General features: G+C 67.8%; 18 protein-coding genes. 11 read left to right on the plus strand and 7 right to left on the minus strand.

Annotated features, from left to right (window positions below):
• Nucleotides 1-21: 21 nt before the first annotated feature.
• Nucleotides 22-1206 (minus strand): M20 aminoacylase family protein, encoded by a 1185-nt coding sequence (locus JYG32_RS19135; protein WP_174382054.1) that lies wholly within the window; start codon nucleotides 1204-1206, stop codon nucleotides 22-24.
• 182 nt (nucleotides 1207-1388) lie between these two features.
• Between JYG32_RS19135 and JYG32_RS19140 the strand changes: the two genes are divergently transcribed.
• Nucleotides 1389-2291: a LysR substrate-binding domain-containing protein gene (locus JYG32_RS19140; RefSeq protein WP_213266556.1), complete on the plus strand. Its 903-nt coding sequence runs from the start codon at nucleotides 1389-1391 to the stop codon at nucleotides 2289-2291.
• A gap of 209 nt (nucleotides 2292-2500) precedes the next feature.
• The gene (locus JYG32_RS19145) at nucleotides 2501-2821 is read left to right on the plus strand and encodes a pyrimidine/purine nucleoside phosphorylase (protein ID WP_006478890.1); all 321 of its coding nucleotides are present in this window, start codon (nucleotides 2501-2503) and stop codon (nucleotides 2819-2821) included.
• Nucleotides 2822-2908: 87 nt separating this feature from the next.
• Here JYG32_RS19145 and JYG32_RS19150 read toward each other — a convergent pair whose 3' ends face one another.
• The 4 genes from JYG32_RS19150 to JYG32_RS19165 form a co-directional block, all read right to left on the minus strand.
• Entirely contained in the window at nucleotides 2909-3244 is a 336-nt protein-coding gene (locus JYG32_RS19150; RefSeq protein ID WP_174418674.1) for a hypothetical protein, read from the minus strand.
• Nucleotides 3245-3758: 514 nt separating this feature from the next.
• Nucleotides 3759-5546 carry a chloride channel protein gene (locus JYG32_RS19155; protein WP_213266557.1) on the minus strand — a complete coding sequence of 596 codons (1788 nt, stop codon included), beginning with the start codon at nucleotides 5544-5546 and terminating at the stop codon, nucleotides 3759-3761.
• 20 nt (nucleotides 5547-5566) lie between these two features.
• Nucleotides 5567-5980, minus strand: a complete 414-nt coding sequence (locus tag JYG32_RS19160) for a MarR family winged helix-turn-helix transcriptional regulator (RefSeq protein ID WP_213266558.1) — start codon at nucleotides 5978-5980, stop codon at nucleotides 5567-5569.
• 115 nt (nucleotides 5981-6095) lie between these two features.
• Nucleotides 6096-7271 carry an HPP family protein gene (locus JYG32_RS19165; protein WP_213266559.1) on the minus strand — a complete coding sequence of 392 codons (1176 nt, stop codon included), beginning with the start codon at nucleotides 7269-7271 and terminating at the stop codon, nucleotides 6096-6098.
• Nucleotides 7272-7633: 362 nt separating this feature from the next.
• Between JYG32_RS19165 and JYG32_RS19170 the strand changes: the two genes are divergently transcribed.
• The 4 genes from JYG32_RS19170 (at nucleotide 7634) to JYG32_RS19185 (ending at nucleotide 12280) form a co-directional block, all read left to right on the plus strand.
• Nucleotides 7634-8602 carry a LysR family transcriptional regulator gene (locus JYG32_RS19170; protein ID WP_213266560.1) on the plus strand — a complete coding sequence of 323 codons (969 nt, stop codon included), beginning with the start codon at nucleotides 7634-7636 and terminating at the stop codon, nucleotides 8600-8602.
• 183 nt (nucleotides 8603-8785) lie between these two features.
• Nucleotides 8786-9694 (plus strand): LysR substrate-binding domain-containing protein, encoded by a 909-nt coding sequence (locus JYG32_RS19175; protein ID WP_213266561.1) that lies wholly within the window; start codon nucleotides 8786-8788, stop codon nucleotides 9692-9694.
• A gap of 658 nt (nucleotides 9695-10352) precedes the next feature.
• Nucleotides 10353-11126 (plus strand): hypothetical protein, encoded by a 774-nt coding sequence (locus JYG32_RS19180; RefSeq protein ID WP_213266562.1) that lies wholly within the window; start codon nucleotides 10353-10355, stop codon nucleotides 11124-11126.
• Nucleotides 11127-11146: 20 nt separating this feature from the next.
• Nucleotides 11147-12280 carry a transporter substrate-binding and LysM peptidoglycan-binding domain-containing protein gene (locus tag JYG32_RS19185; RefSeq protein ID WP_213266563.1) on the plus strand — a complete coding sequence of 378 codons (1134 nt, stop codon included), beginning with the start codon at nucleotides 11147-11149 and terminating at the stop codon, nucleotides 12278-12280.
• A 93-nt stretch (nucleotides 12281-12373) separates the two neighbouring features.
• Here the strand turns inward: JYG32_RS19185 and JYG32_RS19190 are convergent, their stop codons facing one another.
• Nucleotides 12374-13462 (minus strand): calcium:proton antiporter, encoded by a 1089-nt coding sequence (locus JYG32_RS19190; protein WP_174382063.1) that lies wholly within the window; start codon nucleotides 13460-13462, stop codon nucleotides 12374-12376.
• Between the two features lie 549 nt (nucleotides 13463-14011).
• Between JYG32_RS19190 and JYG32_RS19195 the strand changes: the two genes are divergently transcribed.
• The 5 genes from JYG32_RS19195 (at nucleotide 14012) to JYG32_RS19215 (ending at nucleotide 19768) form a co-directional block, all read left to right on the plus strand.
• Nucleotides 14012-15568 carry a 3-hydroxyacyl-CoA dehydrogenase gene (locus JYG32_RS19195; protein WP_213266564.1) on the plus strand — a complete coding sequence of 519 codons (1557 nt, stop codon included), beginning with the start codon at nucleotides 14012-14014 and terminating at the stop codon, nucleotides 15566-15568.
• Nucleotides 15569-15627: 59 nt separating this feature from the next.
• Nucleotides 15628-16950: a phenylacetate--CoA ligase PaaK gene (paaK, locus tag JYG32_RS19200; RefSeq protein WP_213266565.1), complete on the plus strand. Its 1323-nt coding sequence runs from the start codon at nucleotides 15628-15630 to the stop codon at nucleotides 16948-16950.
• 38 nt (nucleotides 16951-16988) lie between these two features.
• Nucleotides 16989-17789, plus strand: a complete 801-nt coding sequence (locus tag JYG32_RS19205; protein WP_213266566.1) for an enoyl-CoA hydratase-related protein — start codon at nucleotides 16989-16991, stop codon at nucleotides 17787-17789.
• 127 nt (nucleotides 17790-17916) lie between these two features.
• Complete coding sequence (locus JYG32_RS19210) at nucleotides 17917-18588, plus strand: MarC family protein (RefSeq protein ID WP_034180232.1); 672 nt, start codon at nucleotides 17917-17919, stop codon at nucleotides 18586-18588.
• A gap of 199 nt (nucleotides 18589-18787) precedes the next feature.
• Nucleotides 18788-19768, plus strand: coding sequence for an aldo/keto reductase (locus JYG32_RS19215; RefSeq protein WP_213266567.1), 981 nt, complete (start codon nucleotides 18788-18790; stop codon nucleotides 19766-19768).
• A gap of 36 nt (nucleotides 19769-19804) precedes the next feature.
• Here JYG32_RS19215 and JYG32_RS19220 read toward each other — a convergent pair whose 3' ends face one another.
• Nucleotides 19805-20671, minus strand: a complete 867-nt coding sequence (locus JYG32_RS19220; protein ID WP_213266568.1) for a CPBP family intramembrane glutamic endopeptidase — start codon at nucleotides 20669-20671, stop codon at nucleotides 19805-19807.
• Between the last annotated feature and the right edge of the window lie 69 nt (nucleotides 20672-20740).

The following is a 20740-nucleotide window of genomic DNA, read 5'->3' on the forward strand; positions in this document are numbered from 1 at the left end:
AAACTGCGTGGTGAAGGGCCGTCAGGCCGCGAGCCAGGCTTCGGCGACGCGAACCCAGTAGCTCGCGCCGATCGCGAGAATGTCGTCGTTGAAGTCGTAGCCGGGGTTGTGCACCATGCAGCCGCCCTTGCTGCCGATCCCGTTGCCGATGAACGCATAGCAGCCGGGGCGCGCCTCGAGCATGAACGCGAAATCCTCGCTGCCCATCAGCGGCGCGGCGTCGGTTTCGACGCGCTCGGCGCCGAGCATCCGGCGCGCGATATCGGCCGCGAACGCGGTCGGTTCCGCGTGATTGACGAGCACCGGGTAGCCGTAGTCGTAGTCGACTTCCGCGGTGACGCCGAAGCTTTCCGCCTGGCCTTTCACGAGCGCGTCGATGCGGCGCGCGAGCAGCGCGCGCACGTCGGCGTTCAGCGCGCGCACCGACAGCTTCATCACGACGGTTTCGGGAATGATGTTGAACGTCTCGCCGGCCTGCACGCTGCCGACCGTGATCACCGCCGCATGCTGCGCGTCGACCTCGCGCGCGACGATCGTCTGCAGCGCGACCATGATGCTGCCCGCGGCCGACATCGGATCGCGCGCGAAATGCGGCATCGCGCCGTGGCCGCCGACACCGCGCAGCGTGATCGTCACGCGGTCGGCCGACGCCATCGCGGCACCGGTGCGGAACGCCATGTCGCCGGCCGCGCGGCCCGGCATGTTGTGGATCGCGAAGATCGCGTCGCACGGGAAGCGGTCGAACAGGCCGTCGTCCATCATCGCCTTCGCGCCGCCGAAGTTTTCCTCGGCCGGCTGGAAGATCAGGTTCAGCGTGCCGGAGAACTGGCGCGTCGCCGCGAGGTGGCGCGCCGCGCACAGCAACATCGCGGTGTGGCCGTCGTGGCCGCATGCATGCATCTTGTTTGCATGGCGGCTTGCATACGGCAGGCCGGTGGCTTCCGCGAGCGGCAGCGCGTCCATATCGGCGCGCAGGCCGACCGTGCGCGTGCCTTGCCCTTCGCGCAGCACGCCGACGACGCCCGTCTTGCCGATGCCGCGATGCACTTCATAACCCCAGCCGGCGAGCAGCTCGGCAACGAGATCGCTCGTGAGCGTCTCTTCGAACGCGAGTTCGGGATGCGCGTGGATGCGGCGGCGCACCTCGACCAGTTCGGGCGCAATCGCGGCGATGCCGGGGATGACGGGGTTCACGGCTTGCAGCATGGTCTCTCCTGTGGGGCGGATGGGGCGTTTGACGCGCATATGACGAGAAAGCATATAAATTTCTTTTGCTTACCAGAAGCTGATAAATTGCTTTGGTGCACACCACCGGTTGCCGCTCGGGAATACCCTGAACCGGCGTGCACGGCCGGGTACAGGGTTTCCACGGATCACGCATCGCCGCCATGAAATACCATCAGCTGAAAGCGTTCGTCACCGTTGCGGAAGAGGGCAGCATCCGCGCGGCCGCGCGGCGCCTGAACGTGTCGCCGGCGGCGCTGACGAAGGCGGTCAAGGAACTGGAGATCGCGCTCGGCGTGTCGCTCGTCGTGCGCACCGCGCGCGGCGTGCAGCTCACCGCGTTCGGCCAGCAACTGCAGGTGCGCGCGCGGCTGATCGTCGCCGAAATGCAGCGCGCCCGCGACGATATCGAGCAGGCGCAGGGCGCGATGACGGGCTCCGTCGCGGCGGCGATCACGCCGGCCGCCGCGGTGACGATCCTGCCCGATGCGTTTCGCGCGTTCCGGCGCCGCTTTCCGGTGGCGCGCGTCAACCTGGTCGAAGGGTTTCCGGGCGTCGCGCTGCCGCGCCTGCACGACGGCTCGCTCGATTTCGCGGTGGCCGTCGTCGTGCCTGAGCTACTGGCGGCCGAGTTCGATCATGCGGAGCTCTATGCGAGCCGTTCGCTGATCGTCGCGCGCAAGGAGCATCCGCTCGCGTCGGCCACGTCGCTCGCCGATCTCGTCGAGGCCGACTGGCTGATGAATCCGTCGCCGGAAAGCTCGACGCAGGCGCTGTTCAATTCGTTCGTCGCGTACGGGTTGCCGGTGCCGGCGCGTGTCGTCGAATGCCCGAGCTTCGGGCTCGCGCACAGCCTGATGACGGGTTGCGACCTGATCGCATCGATGCCCGAGCAACTGCTCCAGGGCGCGTGGGCACGCGAGCAGTTGACGGTGCTGCCGATTCGCGAGCGTTTGCCGGCCGTGTCGGTGCAGGTCGTGACGCGCCGCGACAGCCCGCTGACGCCGGCCGCGGCGATGCTGCTCGATTGCCTGCGCGATTCCGCGCGACGAAAGGGGCTGCGGTGAATCGGATCCTGCGGGCAGCGTCCGTCATCGCATAGTCATCCTGAAGATCGGGCGCGCAGCGCTGCCGTCGTTTGACGGGCACGACGCTTGCCCGGCGAGCACGCAGTTCGGGCGTGCGCCGCGCGAGCCGGTATCATAGCGACCGGCTCGCCGCTCCGGCCGGCCTCCAACAACATCGCCATCCGGCATCCAGCAATCAGAGGCATCACATGACCAGTGCAACCCAATTCGACAACGTATCGGTCGTCAAGCGCGCGAACGTCTATTTCGACGGCAAGTGCGTGTCGCATACCGTGCTCTTCCCGGACGGCACGCGCAAGACGCTCGGCGTGATCCTGCCGTGCGCGCTCAACTTCGGCACGGACGCGCCCGAATTGATGGAAGTGCAGGCCGGCAAGTGCCGTGTGAAGCTCGACGGCAGCAGCGAATGGCAGACCTACGGCGCCGGCGAATCGTTCTCGGTGCCGGGCAAGAGCCGCTTCGACATCGAAGTGCTCGAGACGCTCGACTACGTGTGCAGCTACCTGTAAGCGCGGGCAGCAGCAAAAGAAAAGCCCCGCCGAAGCGGGGCTTGTCGCAAGCGGATGGCGCAAGGCCATCCGAAGCGCTTGCTCTCGTTACAGGCAGGCGTTGATGTCGCCGGCCGACGATGCATCGCCGCCGCGGAAACCGACCCAGGTCTTCGCATTCGCGGCATTGGCCGGGCGCACCACGGCGGCGGCGCCGTTCGGCGGCTGCTGGCCCGGCGCATAAACGGCCATCGCGAGGCCGTTCGCGAGTTCATACTGCGACGTCACCTGTTGCTGCGACTTGTCGGCCCAGGTCTTGGCGATGCACTGCGCGACCTGGTCGGCGGGCTTCTGGCTTTGTCCCACGTTCTGCAGGGCGGAATCGGCCGCATGAGCAGAAAATGCCACGGTCAATGCGATGAGCGGTAAGTATTTCACGTTCACGTTATCTCCCTCGAGTCGTGATTGATTGAGTGGGATGCGCAGCAGTACTGCGTGCTAATGAGATCGCGTCGGACAAGCACGGTTCCGGCTATTCCGAAACAAGTTGTTAACGCGCTTGCCAAACGGTGGCTCCGGTGCTGTGCGGCTCTGCTGCGGCGCGGCATGCATCGTGTGCGGCCCGTCGGTGGACGGGTGACGCGGCAACGACGTCGTGCGTTGCCCGGTCGGCGCGCTGCCCGGTCGTGTGGTGACGTGACGGTCGCGGCGAGCGGCATGTGTGTGCATGCCGTGCCGCGACTCTTTATCTGATCGCGAATTGGAATGGCTGAATTGGGTGGCCCCGTCGCATGGGTACCATGATGACAAACTTTCGTCGGTTGGATTGTCAACCAACTTTAAACGCGGGAAGCAGCGGAAAACGATGCGGTGCGCGAGGCGCGCGCCGCATCGTGCAGCGACGTGAGGCGGGGTGATGAAGCGGTGCGCGGCCGCGGTGCCGCGCACGCTGGATGCGTCAGCCGGCCTTGCGCGTGCCGATGTCGCGCAGGTTGGCCGGGACGATCGGGCGGAAGCGCTCGCGCTTCTGTTCGTCGTCGAAGTGCTGGAGCGCGGGCTTGATCAGGTCGCTGCGCGACACGATGCCCGTGATGCGCAGCGATTGCTCGTCGTCGACGACCGGCAGGCGTTCGAGGCCGAGCATCGCGAGTCGCGATGCGACGACGCGGCACGTCTCGTGCGCAAGCGCGACGGCGGGCGCGCAGTTGGCGAACGCGCCCGAGACCGGCGTGTCGGGCGCGGCGTGTGCGCGCTGCGCGTCGAGCGTCGCGCGATCGACGAGGCCGAGCAGGCGGCCGTTCTGCACGACCGGGTACGCGCGGTGCGTCTGCTTCGCGCCGAAGTACTGCGTCTCGACAATATCGAGCGTCGACGCGCCGTCGATCGCGACGAGCCGGTCGGCGGACGTCATCACTTCGCCGATGTCATGCCGCTCGAGCGGATCGACACCGTATTCGCGGTAGATGTGATAGCCGCGGCGCGCGATCTTTTCCGTCATGATCGAGCGCTTCATCACGATGGTCGCGAAGCCGTGCGCGACGAGCGTCGCCGCGAGCAGCGGCAGCAGCGCGTTGGCGTCGTGCGTGAGGCCGAACGCGAACACGATCGCGGTCAGCGGGGCACCGAGCGTCGCGCCGAGCGTCGCGGCCATGCACACGAGCGGCCACAGCGCCGGATCGCCGCCTGGCAGCACCGGCGACAGCACGGTGCCGAGACCGGCGCCGAGCATCAGCAGCGGGGCGAGCACACCGCCCGACGTACCCGAGCCGAGCGCGATCACCCACATCACGGCCTTCACGATCAGCAGAGCGAGCGCGATCTTCAGCGCCATGTGCTGGTGCAGCAGGTCGCCGATCACGTCGTAGCCGACGCCGAGTGCGCGCGGTTCGAGCCAGCCGCCGATGCCGATCACGATCGCGCCGAGCGCGGGCCACCACATCCAGTGCACGGGCAGCTTCGCGAAGGTGTCCTCGACGCGGTACAGCGCAGCCGACAGGCCGCAGGCGAGCATGCCCGACAGCAGGCCCGCGACGATGCACGACAGCAGCGCGACGGGCGTCGGCGCGACCGTGGCGAGCGGAAACAGCGGATCGACGCCGAAGAACAGCGCGCGTGCGAAACCGGCCACCGCGCATGCGAGCGCGACCGGCAGGAAACTGCGCGGACGCCATTCGAACAGCAGCAGTTCGACCGCGAGCAGCACCGCGGCGACCGGCGTGCCGAACACGGCCGTCATGCCGGCGGCCGCACCGGCGACGAGCAGCGTCTTGCGCTCGGCGGCGGTCACGTGCACGCACTGCGCGATCAGCGAGCCGAGCGCGCCGCCCGTCATGATGATCGGGCCTTCCGCGCCGAACGGGCCGCCGCTGCCGATCACGACGCCGGACGACAGCGGCTTCAGGATCGCGACCTTCGGCGACATGCGGCTCTTGCCGAACAGGATCGCCTCGATCGCTTCGGGAATGCCGTGACCGCGAATCTTTTCCGAACCGAAGCGCGCCATCATCCCGACGATCAGCCCGCCGATCACCGGTATGACGATCACCCATGCGCCGAGCGTGTTGTTCGCCGGAGAGCGGTCGGCGAACGAGAACTGCTGGAAGAAGAACAGGTTCGTGAACAGGTGGATCAGGCTCGACAGCACGAACGCGGCAAGCGTGCTGAGCAGGCCGATCCCGGCGGCAAGCAACGCGATTCTGGGCAGGCGTTCGTTGGTCGAGAAATCGCGTTTGTGCGGTGCGCTCATCGGTGTGGTAAAAGCAAGGGTCAGTAATCGATCTGCGGGACCTGGAACGTGCCCTTGAGCGACTTCAGCTCGGCGCGATGCATCGCCGCGAGGCGTGCAAGCAGCGTTTCGCCGGCTTGCTCGAGGTGAACCTCGACCTGCCGGCGGTCGGCTTCGCTCGTCTTGCGCTTCACGAGCCCGAGCGCTTCGCAGCGCGTCACCAGCGCGACGACGCCGTGATGCTGCGCCTGCAGGCGTTCCGCGAGTTCGCCGATGGTTGCCCATTCGCGATGCGGATAGCCCTTGATGTGCAGCAGCAGCAGGTATTGCAGCGGCGTCACGCCTTCGCTTTGCGCGGCGCGTTCGGAGAAGCGCTCGAAGCGGCGCATGTGGTAGCGGAATTCGGACAGTTGCTGGAAATCGCTTTTGTCCAGCGCGCGTCGGGTATCGTTCATCGCGGTCGGTCGGGTAGTTGGTTTCGGTAGCGATAAATATATCACAATATGATATAAATGGCCGAATTAAAGCGGGGTGAAAGCATTCCGCGTTGCGTCGGTCGTTGCGCCCGGGTTACGCGGCCTCAAGCATTTGCGTTTGCCGATAAAGGCCCGTGACGAGATCCGTCTGCGTAATGATCCCGACGAGCCGGCGCGATGCATCGACAACCGGAATGTGGTGGTGGCCCGAATGCGTGAACAGCGGCACGAGCGCCGTGATCGGCATCGTTTCCGGCACGAACGCGACGTCGCGTGTCATCACCGAGGCGACGCTCGCAGGCTGGCCGCCGAACGATTGCGGCAGCCGCGCGGACAGGCGTTGCCACAGCGGGGTCGGGCGGCGCAACTGGCGCGTGAGGTCGGCGCGCGTGACGATGCCGGCCAGGCGGCCGTCGCCGTCGACGACGGGCAGTGCCTTCACGCGGTAGCGGTCGAGAAGCGTGAGCGCGGCCGTTACCGACGTCGACGGCGCCGCCTCGATCGCATGCTTCGTCATCAGGTCGGCGCACGTGAGCTGGCCGAACGTGCGCGTATAGGCCTGCATCTCGGTTTCGCGCAGCAGCGTTTCGAGATCGTCCGGATCGACGTCGAGCCATTCGCTGCGGCGCTTCAGCACTGCGTCGAGATCGTCGCGCGTGAAGCCGCCGCGTGCCGGAGCGGCGCTGCCTGCCTGCGGTTTCGCTTCGGGACGCACGCCGCCATGCGGGTAGCGGTGCCCGGTCAGTGCGTGATACGCGAGCGCGGCCGACAGCAGGATCGCCGATTGCAGCGCGATCGGCTCCAGCACGAAGCCGAACCCGAGCGAATGAATTGCCGGGCCGCCGACCACGGCCGTGAGCGCGACGGCGCCCGACGGCGGGTGCACGCAGCGCAGCGCGAACATGCCGCCGATCGCGCATGCGATCGCGACCGCGGCGGCCGTAATCGGATCGGCGATCCATTGCGCGCACGCGACGCCGACCGTCGCCGCGACGAGATTGCCGCCGATGATCGACCACGGTTGCGCGAGCGGACTTGCCGGCACCGCGAACAGCAGCACGGCCGACGCGCCCATCGGCGCGACGAGCAGCGGCACGAGGCCCGGCACGCCGGGCAGCCACCGCATCGTGACGCCGACCGTCGCGATGCCGACGAGCGCGCCCGTGCACGAACGCAGGCGCTCGCGCCAGCCGAGCGACATCGGATGGGGAAGGAAGCTGTGCAGCCATTGGCGCAGCGTGCGGCGCGACGAGGAGGAGCCTGACGACATGGACGGTAATCGGTAAACATGACAGCGCGGATACGCGCGGCGACAAGCACGGAATTATATCGTGTTGTGATACAAATTGTCGCGCTGCATCAAGCCGTTGCACGCGCACGACGCGCGTGTCTTGCAAAAGACTTTCATCCGATGAAAGTTCGGGCGGCGCGTAATAGCGCAAATTTGTCTGCGGCGGCGTACAATTCCGGCCACTGAATCCCCGATATGCCAGAACCACGTACGCGATGCCCGCTCTCCCGCCTTTCCCCCGGCACGGTGATCGATTCGACGTGGTTCGCGGTTGCGTTCCGTTCACCATCTGACGCGAGCGCCGCCGACGTCTCCCCACCGACTCTCCCCAAGCCAATCCAATGGACATGCTCGAAAACATGCGCCTGTTCGTGCGCGTTGTCGAAGCCGGCAGTTTTACCGCGGTCGCGAAGGAAATCGACGCGACCACCGCGCAGGTGTCGCGCGCGGTATCGAACCTCGAAGCGCACGTACAGACGCGCCTGCTGCATCGCACGACGCGCCATCTCGGCCTCACCGAAAGCGGCGAACGCTATTTCGAGCGCGCGAAATCGATCCTCGCGGAAATCGACTACGCGAACGCGGAGGCGCGCAACGCGCTGTTGCGGCCGAGCGGCAAGATGCGCATCCATGCGATGACGGGGCTCGGGCAGAGTCATGTCGTGTCGTCGATCGTCCGCTACCAGGAGGACAACCCCGACGTGGCGGTCGAGCTGACGCTCGCGCAGCGGATGCCGAATCTCGTCGAGGAAGGCTACGACGTGTCGATCGTGACGGCGTCGCAATTGCCCGATTCGGGCTATGTCGCGCAAACCTGCGGCACGAGCTGCAGCGTGCTCGTCGCGTCGCGCGAATACCTCGCGCGGCACGGCACGCCGCAGACGCCCGGCGATTTGCCGAACCACGTGTGCCTGCGTCTCGATACGCCCGCATCGCCGGCCGGCGAATGGCGGCTCGAGCGCAATGACGGCGACGAGGCTGTCTACGAACTGCAGCCTGCGCCGTTCCAGGTCAACGTGCCGGACGCGCTGTGCGTCGCGGTGCGCGCCGGGCGCGGGATCGCGTGCGTCGCGCTGTATACGGTGCTCGACGATATCCGCGCGCGGCGGCTGATCCGCGTGCTTCCCGATTACCGGTTGCAGACGGTGAGCGTGTATGCCGTCTACGCGACGCGCCGCTATCTCGACGCGAAGATCCGCACGTTCCTCGACCATCTGCGCACGACGCTCACGCCCGCGCTGGAGAACGACCTGCGCGAACTCGACCGGTTGACGATCGAGCAGACGCCGGGCGGCCGCAAGCGCGCTTGACGGCGCGTGCGGGCGCGGCCGCGCGCCGCCCGAACCGCGCGCGCCGCGGCGATGTTCATGCGCCCGGCATGATGCGAATCCGTTCGAAGCGGCCCGCGAGCCACATATCAGGTGCAACCGAGCATGGAAATCGTATCGCTATCGGTCTAACCTCGAACGACCATCGATCGATACAAAATCTGGATGATTGAACTGCACCAGCTTCGCTGCTTCGTCGCGGTCGCCGAGGAACTGCATTTCGGCCGCGCGGCCAGGCGGCTCTTCATGACCCAGCCGCCGCTCAGCCGGCAGATTCAGTTGCTCGAGCACGCGCTCGGCATCGCGCTGCTCGAACGCAGCAGCCGGCAGGTCGGCCTGACCGCGGCCGGCGAGCGTTTCCTGCGCGACGCGCGGCACATCCTCGAATTCTCCGCGCGGGCCGAGCAAGCCGCGCAGCGCGTCGCGCACGGCGGGGCCGGCCGCATCACGCTCGGCTTCACGGCCGTCAGTGCATACCGGATGATTCCGGTGCTGCTCGCACACGCGGCGCACGCGCTGCCGGACGTCGACGTCGAATTGCGCGAGATGGTGTCGACCGTGCAGATCGACGCGCTCGCATCGCGGATGCTCGACGCGGGTTTCGTGCGCCAGCGCGCCGCGCGCCAGCCGCTCGAATACCGGCTCGTGCAGCGCGAGCCGATGCTCGTCGCGGTCGCGCAAGGCGCGCCGCTTGCCGCGTACGAGCAGATCGGCCCCGACGAGCTCGACCGGCAGCCGTTCATCGCGTATTCGCCGAACGAGGGGAAGTACTTTCACGACATGATCTCGGGGATGTTCGCGGGCGCCGGGCGGCTGCCGAACTACCTGCACTACGTCGGGCAGACGCATACGATCCTCGGCCTCGTGCGCGCGGGGCTCGGCGCGGCGCTCGTGCCGGCGTCGGCGCGCGAGCTGCATGTCGACGGCGTGGTGTTCCGGCCGCTGGCGGGTGTCAACGTCGCGGCCGAGCTGTATCTCGCGTGGCGCGCGGACAACGACAATCCGGCGCTGCCGGTGTTCAACGCGATGGTCGAGCGGTTTCTCGCGCAGGAGCAGGGCGGCGCGGCGGCGTAGCGCATTCGTCGCGCGTCACAAGCTTTCAATCCGGAAGCTCGCGGTGCGGCGATGACAAGCAATCCTGAGCGAGCGCGGCAGGCGGGCGTCTCACGAATCCTTACCGCATTGAAAGCTGTCTGGATGAGTGCGTTTCAAGGACGCAACGCGGCGGTTCGCTGCACCGCGACAACCGCTTGACGCTGCATGCCGGTCGGCGCAGGATACGTCCGTGCATTTGGAGCGGGACGCGCCGGCCGCGCGGTTCCTGCACCCGCGACACGCAAAAGAACAACGATGAGCCTTTACGCACTCGTACCGGAATCCCGGCGCCGCATCGGTCGGCCCGCCGGAGCAGCGATTCTCCCGACGCCCGTCGCGTCACGTATCCGTCATCCCGTTTCGTACCGTGCCTCGGTACACTTCCCCGTCCGCGCGCCGGCCGCGCCGATGAACGGCGCCGGCCCGGCCCGCTGCATCGGGCCGCAGCCTGCCGCCCCTGATCACTGCATCCTGAACGGCACCTACACCGGCGTCTCGTGACGCCCGCCGGCGCCCGTCCTTGCATTGCGCCGCCGGCTTTCCCGACCGTCCGGCGGCACCGGAGTCCGAAGCATTTCGAGTGAGCTTGAAGAAGCAAACGCACGCAGTTCGGTTCGAGGTTCAAGGAGAAAAACTCATGTCGCAGCTTTCGAATGAAGCAAACGGCAGTTCGGGGAGTGGCAAGGTCAAGCTGATCAAGTGGGCGATCATCATCGCCGGGGTCGCCATTGCGGCACCGGCCGCGCTGTTCATCCTGAAGGGGATGATCGCGCTGATCACGGCGGGCGTCATCGGCCTCGGCGCGATCTATTTCGCGCCGGTCGTCGCGATGAAGTTCGCGAACCAGAAGGTGAAGATGATCGTCGAGGAGGCGCAGTCGAATCCGATCGAGACGCTGATCAACCAGCTCGCGGAAAAGCGCCAGGCGGCCCAGAAATTCGCGGACAGCATCACCGCGTTCCGCACCGAGGTGAAGAACTTCGAGAACAAGACCGAGTTGTTCGAGAAGCAGTATCCGGACGACGCACCGCGCTTCCGGTCGCAGCTCGACACGATGAAGCAGCTTCTCGCGTTTCGCGAGGGCCGCTACAAGCAGGTGCAGGCCGAACTGAAGAATTTCGCGTTGGCGATCGACCGCGCGAAGGCGATGTGGGACATGTCGCAGGCGGCGCAGCAGATGAACAAGCTCGCGGGCCGGCAGACGGCCGACACGTTCGAGCAGATCAAGACCGACGTGGCCGTCGATTCGGTGATGCGCTCGGTCAACAAGGCGTTCTCCGAGATGGAGACGTCGCTGATGGACAACCCCGAGGTCAAGCAGGCGCAGCAGCAGGCGATGAACGGCGGCCACGTGCCCGTTCCCGGCCCCGATGCGGCGAACCCCGCCCAGTTGCCGTCGAAACAACAATAACTTCCTGCAGGCACGCAACCATGAAAAAACTTCTCGGCGCAATCGCGTTTCTGGTGGTGCTCGTCGGCGTATGGATCGTGCATCAGGGCGGCCTGTCGTCGCTGATTCCCGCGCACGACACGGCCCCGGCCTCGACGTCCGCGCAAAACGGCGACACCGGCCAGCCCGCGCAGCCGTCGCCGTCGGCCAACGTGCTGCCGGCCGGCTTCACGCCGCAGGCCAGCGCGCTGAAATCGATTGCCGAAAACGGCATCGTGCGGATCTCGGTGCAGAACCCGAGCGAGCCGTTCTTCGGCGAGGACAAGGGTGCACCGCACGGCTTCAACGTCGAACTCGCGCGGCTGCTGTTCGCGGATCCGTCGTTCTCGCACGGCGGCAAGCCGGTCGTCGTCGATACGCGTCACGAGGTCGACACGTACCCGGGCGTGCCGAAGCAACTGCTCGACACGGACGCGAAGGGGAACCACGTCGTCGACGTGGCAATGGACGGGCTGACGTTCCCGGACAACACGCCGGCCGGCGTCGTCTATTCGGTGCCGTACGTCGACGATTTCGGCTATTCGCTGATCGTGCGGCAAGGGTCCGCGATCCGCTCGACCGACGATCTCGCGGGCAAGACGGTCGGCATCCTGAAGGGCGACCCCGACGTGCGCGCGTTCGTCACGCGCCAGTATCCGAACGTCCGGTTCGTCGAGGTCGACGATTCCGATCCGGCGTTCATCGCGAAGAGCATCGACGGGCATACGGTCGACGCGTTCATCTACGACTATCCGTTCGCGGTCAGCTCGATCAAGAGTACCGACCTGAAGTTCGCGGTGACCAAGCTCGACGGTTCGAGCATCGCGTACAAGATCGGCGTGCGCGCCGACGACCAGGATCTGCTGATCTACCTGAACGCCGCGATCGCGAAGCTCAAGCAGTCGCCGCAGTATCTCGACCTGCTGCGCAAGTACTTCGTCAGCGACCAGGCGGTGACGACCGCGGCCGCGTCGGGCGAACACACGTACGTGGTGAAGGCGGGCGACACGCTGAACATGATCGCGGCGAGCAAGCTCGGCAGCGGCCAGCGTTATCGCGAGATCCAGCGCCGCAACAACCTTGCCAATCCGAACCTGATCCTGGCCGGCCAGCATCTCGTGATTCCGGTCCGGTAGCGGCGGCGTGACGCGAATGAAGGGGGGGAAGGGACGTGAAAGACTGCGTGCGGCCCGGCGGAGGCGATCCGCCGGGCTGCGTGCATATCGGCGTCAGTGGGTGACCGACAGGAACAGGTACGCGGCGAACAGCGACAGGTGCACGACGCCGTGCAGCACCGTCGTGCGCCCCTGGCTGAGCGTCAGCGTGCTGACCAGCAAGGTGAGCGCCAGCAGCACGGTTTCCATCGCGCCGATGCCAAGCGTGAGCGGCTGGCCGACCCAGATGAACACGGCCGCGACGGTCGGGATCGTGAGCCCGATGCTCGCGAGCGCCGAACCGAGCGCGAGGTTCATGCTGGTCTGCAGGCGGTTCGCGCGCGCGGCGGTGACGGCCGCGAGCCCTTCCGGCAGCAGCACGAGCGCGGCGATCACGATGCCGACCGCGGCTTCGGGCGCGCCGAGCTTCAGCACCGCATGCTCGACGGCCGGCGACAGCAGCTTCGCGAGCAGCACGACCGCGACGAGGCTCGCGAACAGCAGCACCATGCTGATCACCGCAGTGCGGTTGCTCGGCGGCGCCGCGTGCACCGTTTCGTTCGCGCTGTCGTGATCGGCGAGGAAGTAGTCGCGGTGACGCACGGTCTGCACGAACACGAACACGCCGTACAGCACGAGCGACGACACGCCGGCGAACGCGAGCTGCGATTTCGAGAACTGCGGGCCCGGCACCGCGCTCAGGTAATTCGGCATCACGAGCGACAGCACGGACAGCGAAGCCAGCACCGCGAGCGCCTTGCTCGCGCCGCGCCCCTGGAAGTCCTGTTCGCCGTGCTTCCACGCGCCGACCAGCAGGCAGATGCCGACGATGCCGTTGCAGATGATCATCACGGCGGCGAACACGGTGTCGCGCGCGAGGCCCGATTTCTCGGGGCCCGCACCGAGCATCACCGACACGATCAGCGCGACTTCGATGACGGTCACGGCGACCGCGAGCACGAGCGTGCCGAACGGTTCGCCGACGCGGTGCGCGACGACTTCCGCATGGTGGACGGCGGCGAACACGGCGCCGGCCAGTGCGGCGGCGAACAGCGCGATGACGAGGCCTTCGGCCGGCACGACGCGCGACAGCGCGAGTACCAGCCATGCGGCAAGCGGGGCCCAGAGGGTCCAGCGCGGGAGCTGGTTGGACGAGAGCGGCATGGAGGGTTTCCTTATGCGAGTGGCGGCGCGCGACGCGCCGTCACGGGGTGACGAAGCCCGGCCGTACGATCCGCCGAACGAGGACGATGAAACCGAAGGGTGGCCGCGCGCAACAGCGCTGCCTTGGGTTCGCCGCCATGAGGCGGCGAGGGGCGCGGGCGGGCCGGAGCCCGTCGCTGGGTGAAACGGTTCGATGCGGCTGGCCGCCGATGGCGGGACGAACAATCGTGAGACGCGCCGGCCGGAGGCTCGGTTCCGACCCCGGAAGGGTGGCGGGCGACGGACATCGGTGGCGGCGTGACACGCGGTTTCCCCCTGAAATCCGGCGAGTTGTCGAATTTTATCAGGCGTTCGGGGGCCACTATCTCATATTCGAACGCTTTCATTGACCTTTCGGTTTGCAAAAAGTGCCCCAATCCTTCGTTTTTTTGTCTTTGCAGTTTCCGTAACGGTCTCTTGCACGACAAATTCGGGCTCGCCCTGACATAAAGCTACCGACCGGTCGGTTTATAATCGCTCGCACCTCCACTTCATGACGGATCGCAAGCGATGGCTGTTTCCTCTGCACATTCGGTGAACTCGGGCGCGCTGGCGCCGTCGGCCGTCGTCGGCGTGATCGGCGCCGGCGCGATGGGTGCGGGCATTGCGCAGGTCGCGGCGGCGGCCGGCCATACGGTGCTGCTGTACGACCTGAACGAAGCGGCCTGCGACAAGGCGCTGACCGGCATCCGCGCACAGTTCGCGCGGCTCGCGGAGAAAGGCCGGCTCGAACCGGCACAGGCCGACGCGGTCGGCAACCGGATCCGCGCGGTGCGTGCGCTGGCCGATCTCGCGGGCGCTGCGCTGATCGTCGAGGCGGCGGCCGAGCGGCTCGACGTGAAGCGCGAGATCTTCGCGACGCTCGAACGCCATGTCGACGACGCATGCCTGCTGGCGACCAATACGTCGTCGATCTCGATCACGTCGATCGCCGCCGGGCTGCGCGTGCCGCAGCGCGTCGCCGGCCTGCATTTCTTCAACCCGGCGCCGCTGATGGCACTCGTCGAGGTGGTCAGCGGGCTCGCGACCGCGCCCGAGGTCGCGCAGGTCCTGTATGCGACCGCCGCAGCGTGGGGCAAAAAGCCCGTGATGGCGAAATCGACGCCGGGCTTCATCGTGAACCGCGTCGCGCGGCCGTATTACGCGGAGGCGCTGCGCGTGCTGAACGAGCAGGGCGGCACGCCGGCATCGATCGACGCGGTGATGCGCGAGGCCGGCGGGTTCCGGATGGGGCCGTTCGAGCTGATGGACCTGATCGGCCAGGACGTGAACTTCGCGGTGACCGAGTCGGTGTTCCGCGCGTACTTCAACGACCCGCGCTACACGCCGTCGCTGATCCAGCAGGAACTCGTGAACGCGGGCTTTCTCGGGCGCAAGTCGGGGCGCGGCTTCTATTCGTATGCGGACGGCGCGACGCCGCCCGCACCCGATCTCGAACCGCCGCGCGATGCACCGGCGGATGTCACGCTGTACGCGCAGGACGGCCCGGCCGCCGCGCTGCACGCGCGCTTCGCGGAACGCGTCGCGCTCGCCCGGCAGGCTGGCGCGCATCCGGACGACCTGCTCGCGATGGCCGGCCGCGCATCGATCGCACTGACCGACGGCCGTACGGCGACCGCGCGCGCCGCGCAAACGGGCGTGGCCGATCTCGTGCTCGTCGACCTCGCGCGCGATTACGCGCAGGCCGGGCTCGTCGCGCTGACGCGCGCGCTCCAGTGCAGCGACGCGGCCTATGCGGACGCGGTCGGGCTGCTCCAGCAGGCGGGCTTGCGCGTCGTCGGCGTCGCCGACGTGCCGGGGATGGTTGCGATGCGCACCGTCGCGATGCTCGCGAACGAGGCGGCCGACACGGTGAACCAGGGCGTGTGTTCGCCCGCCGATCTCGATCTCGCGATGGAGAAGGGCGTGAACTACCCGTGCGGCCCGCTCGCGTGGGCCGATGCGATCGGCATCGGCCGCGTGTTTCGCGTGCTGTCGAACCTGGCGGCGAGCTACGGCGAGGACCGCTATCGCGTGTCGCCGCGCATCGCCGCGCTGCACGCGGCCGGCCGCACGTTCCGGTCGTAGCCGCCGGCCCGGTAACCCCGAACACGATAACGACATCACTCCATTGGAGGAGCACCCCGATGACTCACCCGACGCATCCCGCCGCCGCCCTCGAGCCGATCGAGACCGCCAGCCGCGACGAACTGCACGCGCTGCAGCTCGAACGCCTCAAGTGGTCGCTGCGCCACGCGTACGACAACGTCCCGCACTATCGGCGCACGTTCGATGCGGCGGGCGTGCATCCGGACGACCTGAAGACGCTCGCCGATCTCGCCCGATTTCCGTTCTCGACGAAGCACGACCTGCGCGACAACTATCCGTTCGGGCTGTTCGCGGTGCCGCGCGAGCAGGTGGTGCGCGTGCACGCGTCGAGCGGCACGACGGGCAAGCCGACCGTGGTCGGCTACACGGCGCGCGACATCGACACGTGGGCGAACGTGACCGCGCGCTCGATCCGCGCGGCCGGCGGCCGCCCGGGCGACACGCTGCACAACGCGTTCGGCTATGGCCTCTTCACGGGCGGCCTCGGGATTCACTACGGCGCGGAGCGGCTCGGCTGCATGGTCGTGCCGATGTCGGGCGGGCAGACCGAGAAGCAGGTGCAACTGATCCGCGATTTCGAGCCGAAGATCATCCTCGTCACGCCGTCGTACATGCTGAACCTGATCGACGAGATGGTGCGGCAGGGGATGGACCCGGCCGAGTCGTCGCTGAAGATCGGCATCTTCGGCGCCGAGCCGTGGACCCAGGCGTTGCGCGAGGAAGTGGAGACGCGCGTGGGCATCGACGCGCTCGACATCTACGGGCTGTCTGAAGTGATGGGCCCGGGCGTCGCGTGCGAATGCGTCGAGACGAAGGACGGCCCGGTGATCTGGGAAGACCATTTCTACCCGGAGATCATCGATCCCGTCACGGGCGAAGTGTTGCCCGACGGCAGCCAGGGCGAGCTCGTGTTCACGTCGCTGACGAAGGAAGCGATGCCGATGATCCGCTACCGCACGCGCGACCTTACCGCGCTGCTGCCGCCGACCGCGCGCACGATGCGCCGTCTCGCGAAAATCACGGGCCGTTCCGACGACATGCTGATCGTGCGCGGCGTGAACGTGTTCCCGAGCCAGATCGAGGAGATCGTCGTCGCGCTGCCGGCGCTGTCGGGCCAGTTCCAGATCACGCTGTCGCGCGACGGTCACATGGACCGGCTCGACCTCGCGGTCGAGTTGCGCTCCGAGGCGGAGGCGTCCGTCACCGAAAGCGATCGCGCGGCGCTCGCACGCGAGCTGCAGCACCGGATCAAGACGATGGTCGGCGTGTCGTCCGGCGTGACGGTGCTCGCGGCGGGCGGCATTCCCGCGACCGCGACCGGCAAGGCCCGGCGCGTGATCGATCGCCGCCAGGCCGCCTGATTCCGATGTTTGCCGTTCTACCCGAGGAAACCTGTTCGATGGATGGATTGAAGACCCTGGCCGTCGCGGTCGATGCGCGCGGCATCGCGACCGTCGCGCTGCAGCGCGGCGACGTGCTCAACGCGTTCGACGAGACGATGATCGCCGAGCTGACCGACGCATTCACGGCGCTTGGCCAGCGCGACGACGTGCGCGCGATCGTGCTGCGCTCGGACGGCCGCGCGTTCTGCGCGGGCGCCGACCTGCAGTGGATGCAGCGCGCGAGCGCGAACGACGCGGCTGCGAACCTGCGCGACGCGGAGCGGTTCGCCGCGATGATGCGCGCGATCCGCCAATGCCCGAAGCCGACGGTGGCACGCGTGCAGGGCCACGCGTTCGGCGGTGGCGTGGGCCTGTGCGCGGCCTGCGACATCGTGATCGCGAGCGACCACGCGCGCTTTTCGGTCAGCGAGGCGCGTTTCGGAATCCTGCCTGCCGTGATCGGCCCGTATCTGGTCGAGGCGGTCGGCCAGCGCCAGGCGCGCCGGCTCGCGCTGACCGCGACGCAGCTCGCCGCCGGCGAAGCCGTCGCGATCGGCCTGATCCACCAGGCCGTGCCGCTCGACGCGCTCGACGAAGCGCTCGACCGGACGCTCGCCGAGCTCGGCCGCAACGGCCCGAACGCGCTGATGGAGATCAAGCGCTTCTTCGACGCGATCGGCGAGTATCCGCCGTCGGACGAGCGCGCGGCATTCACCGCGCAGACGATCTCCCGCGTGCGGGCGACGCCGGAAGCGAAGGAGGGCTTCGCCGCGTTCTTCGCGAAGCGGCCGCCGGCGTGGGAAGCGGGCGCCGAGTAAGGGCAAATCGCGACGATCGACGGCGAAGCGCGCCCGGCCGCATTTTGCGTCTCGGGCGCGGGCGCTTGCTCTACAATGCGTGACCCCCGGCGCGCTGCCGGCCCAGCCCCGACCGATTCCTCGCCCGATGATCGTCAACCGCCTTATCTCCGAGATCCTGTTCGGCTTCACCGGCCTGATCGGCATCATCAATCCGATCGGCATCGCGTTCCTGTTTCTCGAGCGGACCGAGGCGCTCACCGAGCACGAGCGCGACCTGCTCGCGAGGAAGGTTGCGTTCAACGCGTTCATCGTGCTGATGGTCGCGTTCTTCGCCGGTACGCCCGTGCTGCATTTCTTCGGGATCTCGATGGAGGCGCTGCGGATCGGCGGCGGCCTGGCGGTCGCGGTGGCGGGCTGGCAGATGCTGAACGAGCCCGACGTGCCGGGCGGCGGCGACACGCCGGTCAAGCCGATCGACGCGAACGCGATCATGACGCGCGCGTTCTTCCCGCTGACCGTGCCGCTGACGGTCGGCCCCGGCTCGATCTCGACCGCGATCGCGCTGAATGCGAACCGCACGCACAAGCTGTCGGAATTCATGCTGTCGAGCATCGTATCGATTGCCGTCTCCGTGCTGGTCGCGGTCGTGATCTGGCAAACCTACAGCCGCGCCGCGCTGCTGTCGCGCTACCTCGGCACCGAAGGCACCAAGGTCGCGATGCGCGTGTCGGCGTTCCTGCTGCTGTGCATCGGCGTGCAGATCATGCTGACCGGCTTCTCCGCGTTCCTGCAGCCGATCGCCGACCAGGTCAAGTAACCGGCCCGTCCTTTCCCGCATGCGACCGGGCGCTCGTGCGCCCGATGCGCGCGGCGTGCTGGCGTGCGCGTCATACGCGTTTGCGCGGCGCGGGATAACATGCGACGTCCGGCGGATGTGCGGTGCACCGTTCGCGCGCTGCGTGCCGAACGGCGGCGCGCATCCGGCCGCAAGCTCAACTTCAATGACGAGGCGTGCGATGGAATACGTGAAATTCGGGTCGACGGGGCTGGAGGTGTCGAAACTGGTGCTGGGTTGCATGACGTTCGGCGAGCCGTCGCGCGGCACGCACCCGTGGACGCTGCCGGAAGCGGAGAGCCGCCCGATCATCCAGCGGGCGGTCGAAGCCGGCATCAACTTCTTCGATACCGCGAACATGTATTCGGACGGCACGTCGGAGGAGATCGTCGGCCGCGCGCTGCGCGATTTCACGCAGCGCGACGACGTCGTGATCGCGACCAAGGTGTTCTACCGGATGCGGTCGGGGCCGAACGGCGCGGGCCTGTCGCGCAAGGCGATCATGACCGACATCGACCAGAGCCTGAAGCGGCTCGGCACCGATTACGTCGACCTGTACCAGATCCACCGCTGGGATGACGGCACGCCGATCGAGGAGACGCTCGAGGCGCTGCACGACGTCGTGAAGGCCGGCAAGGCACGCTATATCGGTGCATCGTCGATGTTCGCGTGGCAGTTCGCGAAGGCGCTGCACACGTCGAAGCAGAACGGCTGGACCCGCTTCGTCAGCATGCAGAACCACCTGAACCTGCTGTATCGCGAGGAAGAGCGGGAAATGCTGCCGCTGTGCGAAGACGAGGGCATCGCGGTGATTCCGTGGAGCCCGCTCGCGCGCGGCCGCCTGACGCGCAACTGGGACGAATCATCGGAACGGCAGCAGAAGGACGACGTCGGCCAGCGGCTGTACGACGCGACGGCCGATGCGGACAAGGCGGTCGTCGACGCCGTCGCGGCGATCGCCGCCGCGCGCAACGTGCCGCGCGCGCAGGTCGCGCTCGCGTGGGTCGCGCAAAAGCGCGGTGTTACCGCGCCGATCGTCGGCATCTCGAAGCCGCAGCAACTGGACGATGCGCTCGGCGCGCTCGCGTTGAAGCTGACCGACGACGAAATCGCCACGCTCGAAGGCCCGTACGTGCCGCACGCGGTCGCCGGGTTCAATTGAGCGCGGTATCCCGCCGGGCGGCGCTGCGCGCCGGGGTCAGCGCGCGGCGTCGAGCATCGGGTAGGTGAACAGACCGAAGTGGACGACGTTCAGCCCCGCATGCGCGAGCGCGGCGGCGAGCAGTCCGCCGCGCCGCCACGCGAGGCCGTAGCCGATGCCGGCCACCGTGCCGAGCACGATCCATTGCCAGCCGCCGGCCGCGTGCGCGGCGCCGAACAGCACCGCGCCGATTGCCAGCGCGGCCCACGGGCCCCATGCGAACGCGCGGAGCGCGCGGGTCAGCCCGCCTTGCACGTAGCCGCGGAACAGCGCTTCCTCGGCGAGCGTGACGAGCAGCAGGTTGTTCACGAGCCACAGCCAGCCCGACGCGGGCCATTTGGGTGCCCAGCCGACCATCCCGAACGCGAGCGCGCCGGCCAGGCATGCAGCCGCCGTCGCGACGGCCGCCGCCGCGCCCGTGCGTAACACGCGCGACAGCGCGACGTCGGGTGCGACCCACGGCAGCACCCACAGCAGCCACAGGCCGACCAGCGGCTTGTCGAGATTCAGGTACATCGTGAACGGCACGGCGTCCGGCGTGAAGCGCGTCGGGGCGATCACGAGCGGATTATGGAAACCGGGGATCAGGTGCAGGCTCAGCGCGATCGCGAGCGCGGCAAACACGGCATGCGCGGCGATCCGCACCGCGAGCGGGCGCGCGGGCGACACGCCCCAGGCGGCCACGGCCAGCAGTGCGAGCGGCGCCAGCGCGACCGGCTCGAGCTTGCCGAACGCCAGCGCGCCGGCATAGCCGAGCACGGCCAGGATGAGGCTCAGGCCGTGCTGCGGGCGATGCCACGCGAGTGCGGCGGCCGCGAACAGGGCGAGCCAGATCGTGGCGCACGGAAGGAGCGAAAGGGACATGACAGGAGAGGCGTTGGTCGGACAAGACGCCGCGCATCATACAGCAGGCTCGGCGACACGCCGCCGGGC

This window comes from Burkholderia pyrrocinia (genome assembly GCF_018417535.1).
In the GTDB taxonomy this organism is placed as follows: domain Bacteria; phylum Pseudomonadota; class Gammaproteobacteria; order Burkholderiales; family Burkholderiaceae; genus Burkholderia; species Burkholderia pyrrocinia_E.